Genomic DNA, 4461 nt, shown 5'->3' with positions numbered 1-4461 from the left:
CTTCCCCCTACCGGGGGCGACACCTGAGGCCCGGCGGAGCCGGTTCCTCGGTGTCTCGCGAAAACGCGGTTCGCGGGTTTTGCATGTTGTTGGGTAGACTCCGCGCGCCCGAATCGCTCGATTCCTCCTGACAAGGCCCGCCTCCATGCTCACCGTCCACCACCTCAACAACTCTCGCTCGCAGCGCGTGCTCTGGCTCCTCGAAGAGCTCGAGCTGCCCTACGAGATCGTCCACTACCAGCGCGATCCGCAAACCAGTCTGGCGCCCGCTTCGCTGCGGGCTGTCCATCCGCTGGGCAAGTCCCCGGTCGTCACGACGCAGGACGGGCTCACGCTCGCGGAGTCGGGCGCGATCATCGAGACGCTCATCGAGCGCCATGGCAACGGCCGCCTCGCGCCCGCGGTGGGTTCGCCCGAGGCGCTGCGCTATCGCTACTGGCTGCATTTCGCCGAAGGCACGGCGATGTCGCCGCTGCTGCTGAAGCTGGTGTTCGACCGCATCGAGACGAGCAAGATGCCCTTCTTCGCGAAGCCCATCGCCAAGGCCATCGCGGCAAAGGCGAAGTCGGCGTTCATCAACCCGAACATCGCGAATCACCTGAACTACATGGAGGCCGAACTCGGCAAGAGCGAGTGGTTCGCGGGCGATGCCTTCACAGGCGCCGACATCCAGATGAGCTTCGTGGTCGAAGCTTCGCAGGCGCGCGGCGGGCTCGATGCGAAGCGGCCGAAGCTGATGTCGTACCTGGAGCGCATCCACGCGCGTCCCGCGTACAAGCGCGCACTCGAGCGCGGCGGCCCCTACGCTTTGTTGAACTGATCAGAAGACCTGCAGCAGCGCCACCGTCATGGTGATGTAGCGCAGGAATTTCCCGATCGCCATGTAGGCCACGCAAGGCCAGAACGGCAGCTTGAGCCAGCCCGCCACCGCGCACAGCGGATCTCCCACCAGCGGCAGCCAGCTGAGCAGGCAGGCCTTCGGGCCGAGCCGCTCCAGCCAGCCCAGAACCCGCACATGGTGTTTCGAGTGCGAGTATTTGTCGGCCACCTTGTGCGCGCCGTAGCCCATCCACCAGTCGACCGCGCCCCCCAGCGTGTTGCCGATGGTGGCCACCGCGATGGCCGGCCAGAACATGTCGGGGTTGAGCTTGAGCAGCCCGAAGAGAAAGGGCTCGGAGCCCACCGGCAGCAGCGTGGCCGAGACGAAGGCCGCGACGAACAGGGTCGACAGGCCGTATTGCGGCAGCGCCAGCAGCGCCATGAGGGAGTCGAGCCACGCTTGCATAAGGTGGGCGAAGTATAGGCAGTGCTCACCTCGCAATTCCGTGGGAGAAAGCCCCGGATCGCACCGGTGTTTACACGGGTACCCGGACCGCAAATCGTTTCAGTCGCTGAAATGCGGCGTGGCTACAATCGTGCCTCATTTTTCAGCAGCCGAACGCGCACCGCTCCCCTTCCAAATGACCTTGCAGATCGGCACCCACACGCTGGAAAACCGCCTGTTCGTCGCGCCCATGGCCGGCGTGACGGACCGGCCCTTCCGCATGCTGTGCCGCCAACTCGGCGCTGGCTACGCGGTCAGCGAGATGGTCACGTCGCGCAAGGAACTCTGGGGCACGCTCAAGACATCGCGCCGTGCGAACCACGACGGCGAACCGGGCCCCATCGCGGTGCAGATCGCCGGCACCGACGCGGCCATGATGGCCGAGGCCACGGTCTACAACATCGAGCGCGGCGCGCAGATCATCGACATCAACATGGGCTGCCCGGCCAAGAAGGTCTGCAACAAGTGGGCCGGGTCGGCGCTGATGCGCGACGAACCGCTGGCGCTTGAAATCGTGCAGGCCGTGGTCGATGCCGCGCAGCCTTTCAACGTGCCGGTCACGCTCAAGATGCGCACCGGTTGGAGCGAAGAGCACCGCAACGCGGTGAAGCTCGCGCGCGATTTCGAATCGGTCGGCGTGCAGATGCTCACGGTGCACGGCCGCACGCGCGAGCAGGGCTACAAGGGCTTTGCCGAGTACGACACCATCGCGGCGGTAAAGGCCGCGGTGCGCGTGCCGGTGGTGGCCAACGGCGACATTCGTTCGCCGGAGAAGGCGCGCGACGTGCTTGCGGCCACCGGCGCCGACGCGGTGATGATCGGCCGCGCCGCGCAGGGCCGGCCGTGGATCTTCCGCGAGATCGCGCATTTCCTGGAGACCGGTACGCACCGCGCGCCGCCGCTGGTGGCCGAAGTGCGCCGCTTGCTGCTCGACCACCTGGTGGAGCACTATGCGCTGTACGGCGACTACAGCGGTGTGCGCACGGCGCGAAAGCACATCGGCTGGTATGTGCGCACGCTGCCCGACGGCGAAGCGTTCCGCGCACGCATGAACACCATCGAGGACTGTGCCGAGCAGCTGCGCGCGGTCGGCGGCTATTTCGACGGGCTGGCGGACCGCATGGACCGCATGCCCGTGCAGCACCTGGCGGACGAAGAGGCGTCGTCGGGTGAAGAGGAGGCGGCTTGCGCCGTCGATTGAGAAAAAGAGAAGAAGCAATGAGCAAGAAACATATCGAGGACTGCGTACGCACCAGTCTGGACAGCTACTTTCGCGACCTGCGCGGCACCGAGCCCGACGGCATGTACGAAATGCTCGTGCGCGTGGTCGAGAAACCCCTGCTCGACGTCGTCATGACGCGCGCGGAAGGCAACCAATCCAAAGCCGCGCAATGGCTGGGCCTGAATCGCAACACGCTTCGCAAGAAGCTGGTCGAACACAAACTTTTGAAATAACTCCACGGCATATCCCATGGCCCAGACCGCACTCATCTCCGTTTCCGACAAAACCGGCATCCTCGAATTCGCCCAGGCGCTGCATGCGCTGGGCATCAGGCTGCTGTCCACCGGTGGCACCGCCAAGCTGCTGGCCGATGCCGGCCTGCCCGTCACCGAAGTCGCCGACCACACCGGCTTCCCCGAAATGCTCGACGGCCGCGTGAAGACGCTGCACCCGAAGATCCACGGCGGCCTGCTCGCGCGCCGCGACCTGCCCGCGCACGTGGCGGCCATCAAGGAACACGGCATCGACACCATCGACCTGCTGGTGGTCAACCTGTACCCGTTCGAAGCCACGGTGGCCAAGCCCGGCTGCACGCTCGAAGACGCGATCGAGAACATCGACATCGGCGGCCCGGCCATGGTGCGCAGCGCGGCCAAGAACTGGAAGGACGTGGGCGTGCTGACCGACGCATCGCAGTACGCCGTGGCGCTGGCCGAACTGAAGGCCGGCGGCAAGCTCAGCGACAAGACCAAGTTCGCGTTCTCGGTCGCCGCGTTCAACCGCATCGCCGACTACGACGGCGCCATCAGCGACTACCTCTCGGCCATCGACTTCGACGCCAGCATCGGCCAGCCAGCGCCCAAGCGCTCGCTGTTCCCCGCGCAGAGCAACGGCCGTTTCGTGAAGGTGCAGGACCTGCGCTATGGCGAGAACCCGCACCAGCAGGCTGCGTTCTACCGCGACCTGTACCCGGCGCCCGGTTCGCTCGTGTCGGCCAAGCAGCTGCAGGGCAAGGAGCTCAGCTACAACAACATCGCTGACGCTGATGCCGCATGGGAATGCGTGAAGAGCTTCGACGTGCCCGCCTGCGTGATCGTGAAGCACGCCAACCCGTGCGGCGTGGCCATCGGCAAGGACGCTGCCGAGGCTTACGGCAAGGCCTTCAAGACCGACCCGACCTCGGCCTTCGGCGGCATCATCGCCTTCAACCGCCCTGTGGACGGCGCGACCGCACAGGAAATCGCCAAGCAGTTCGTCGAAGTGCTGATGGCGCCCGGCTACACGCCGGATGCGCTCGAAGTGTTCCAGGCCACCAAGGCCAAGCTCAACGTGCGTGTGCTCGAGATCGCGCTGCCCGCGATCGCAGGGTCGCCTGGCTCCCGTGGCGGCGCCACCGACTGGGACAACGGCCGCAACGCCATGGACGTGAAGCGCGTCGGCTCGGGCCTGCTGATCCAGACCGCCGACAACCACGAGCTGGCCGTCAGCGACCTCAAGGTGGTCAGCAAGAAGCAGCCCACGCCGCAGCAGCTGCAGGACCTGCTGTTCGCCTGGAAGGTCGCGAAGTACGTCAAGAGCAACGCGATCGTGTTCTGCGCCAACGGCATGACCATGGGCGTGGGCGCGGGCCAGATGAGCCGCCTCGATTCGGCGCGCATCGCCAGCATCAAGGCCGAGCACGCCGGCCTGTCGCTGAAGGACACGGCCGTGGCGAGTGACGCCTTCTTCCCGTTCCGCGACGGCCTCGACGTGGTGGTCGATGCGGGCGCGAGCTGCGTCATCCAGCCGGGCGGTTCGATGCGCGACCAGGAAGTGATCGACGCTGCCGACGAGCGCGGCGTGGTGATGGTGCTGTCGGGCGTACGGCATTTCCGCCACTGACGACGCTCCCTTCCAGAACACCGCGGAACCGGCT

Annotated in this window: 5 protein-coding genes; 4 read left to right on the top strand and 1 reads right to left on the bottom strand. The window is 66.1% G+C overall.

The genetic code is table 11. The annotated features are described in order from the left end of the window. Window positions 1-145: 145 nt before the first annotated feature. Window positions 146-820 (top strand): glutathione S-transferase, encoded by a 675-nt coding sequence (locus PMI12_RS25485; RefSeq protein WP_007838308.1) that lies wholly within the window; start codon window positions 146-148, stop codon window positions 818-820. Here the strand turns inward: PMI12_RS25485 and PMI12_RS25480 are convergent, their stop codons facing one another. After that, a complete protein-coding gene (locus PMI12_RS25480) occupies window positions 821-1285 on the bottom strand; it encodes a YqaA family protein (protein ID WP_007838306.1) in 465 nt (154 codons plus the stop codon). A 175-nt stretch (window positions 1286-1460) separates the two neighbouring features. Between PMI12_RS25480 and dusB the strand changes: the two genes are divergently transcribed. The 3 genes from dusB to purH are packed head-to-tail and all read left to right on the top strand — an operon-like array spanning window position 1461 to window position 4427. After that, entirely contained in the window at window positions 1461-2525 is a 1065-nt protein-coding gene (dusB, locus tag PMI12_RS25475; RefSeq protein WP_007838305.1) for a tRNA dihydrouridine synthase DusB, read from the top strand. Between the two features lie 17 nt (window positions 2526-2542). Next, the gene (locus PMI12_RS25470) at window positions 2543-2779 is read left to right on the top strand and encodes a Fis family transcriptional regulator (protein WP_007838304.1); all 237 of its coding nucleotides are present in this window, start codon (window positions 2543-2545) and stop codon (window positions 2777-2779) included. Between the two features lie 16 nt (window positions 2780-2795). Then, window positions 2796-4427 carry a bifunctional phosphoribosylaminoimidazolecarboxamide formyltransferase/IMP cyclohydrolase gene (gene purH / locus PMI12_RS25465; protein ID WP_007838302.1) on the top strand — a complete coding sequence of 544 codons (1632 nt, stop codon included), beginning with the start codon at window positions 2796-2798 and terminating at the stop codon, window positions 4425-4427. Window positions 4428-4461: the final 34 nt, after the last annotated feature.

This window comes from Variovorax sp. CF313 (assembly GCF_000282635.1).
GTDB lineage: Bacteria > Pseudomonadota > Gammaproteobacteria > Burkholderiales > Burkholderiaceae_C > Variovorax.
Note: the sequence above shows the minus strand (reverse complement) of the source record. Positions and strands in the feature narration are given on the sequence as shown.